Raw genomic sequence first — 1,027 nt, 5'->3', positions numbered from 1 at the left:
TGAACCGTTCCGGGTTCGGTAGAGACTCGATTCCGTGAAAGGATTGAGTCATGGCACGCCCCTCCTCCTATCCCCTTGAGCTGCGCAAACGAGCGGTCCGTATGGTCGCCGAGGTCCGCGGTGACTACCCGAACGAGTCGGCCGCGCTGCGGGCGGTCGCCCAGAGGCTCGGCATCGGCTCGGCCGAGACGCTGCGGAACTGGGTGAAGCGCGACGAGATCGACTCCGGTCAGCGTCCGGGGACGACAACGGAGGAGTCCGCCCAGATCAAGGCGATGAAGAAGGAGATTGCCGAGCTGAAGCGGGCGAACGACATCCTGAAGGCTGCGGCGTCTTTCTTCGCGGCCGAGCTCGACCGGCCACACACACGCTCGTAGCGTTCATCGACGAGCACCGGGCCCGCTTCGGCGGTGTCGAGCCGATCTGCAGGACGCTCACCGCACACGACTGCAAGATCGCCCCTTCCACCTACTACGCCCACCACAAACGCGTCCAGGCCCCGGCGGCCCGCACCGTCCGCGATGCCGAGCTGAAGCCGCTCGTCCGGCAGATCTTCGAGGCCAACTATCGGGTCTACGGGGCCAGGAAGATCTGGCGTGAGCTGCACCGCCAGGGCAACATCGTGGCCCGGTGCACCGTCGAACGCCTCATGCGCGAGCTCGGCCTTGCCGGCGCCGTCCGGGGAAAGAAGGTCATCACCACGATCCCGGACAGTTCCGCCGAGCGGGCGCCGGACCTGCTGGACCGCAACTTCGTCGCGCCGGCCCCGAACCGCTGCTGGGTCGCGGACTTCACGCACATCAGCACGTGGTCGGGAGTGGTCTACGTCGCTTTCGTCGTCGACACTTTCTCCCGCCGGATCGTCGGCTGGTCCGCCGCCCTGGCGAAGGAGACCCGGCTCGTCCTGGACGCCCTGGACATGGCCTTGTGGCAACGTGACCGCGACGAACAGACTTACCAGCGGGGCGAGTTGATACATCATTCCGATGCCGGGTCGCAATACACGAGCTTCCGGCTCGCCGAGCAC

Annotated in this window: 2 protein-coding genes; both read left to right on the top strand. The window is 66.5% G+C overall.

What is annotated here, in order from left to right:
• The first annotated feature begins 50 nt into the window (after positions 1-50).
• A complete protein-coding gene (locus ACZ60Q_RS36015) occupies positions 51-377 on the top strand; it encodes a transposase (RefSeq protein WP_469641840.1) in 327 nt (108 codons plus the stop codon).
• Between the two features lie 5 nt (positions 378-382).
• Positions 383-1,027: IS3 family transposase (locus ACZ60Q_RS36010; RefSeq protein WP_469641843.1), on the top strand; the 645-nt coding region annotated here is incomplete at its 3' end.

It is taken from the genome of Streptomyces sp. NPDC104313 (assembly GCF_055583985.1).
The sequence above is the reverse complement of the archived record's forward strand: the minus strand, read 5'-3'. Positions and strand labels throughout refer to the sequence as shown.

What these genes read in the sequence shown, in the direction of transcription:
- ACZ60Q_RS36015 (WP_469641840.1), top strand. Translation starts at nt 51, where the DNA reads ATGGCACGCCCCTCCTCCTATCCCCTTGAGCTGCGCAAACGAGCGGTC.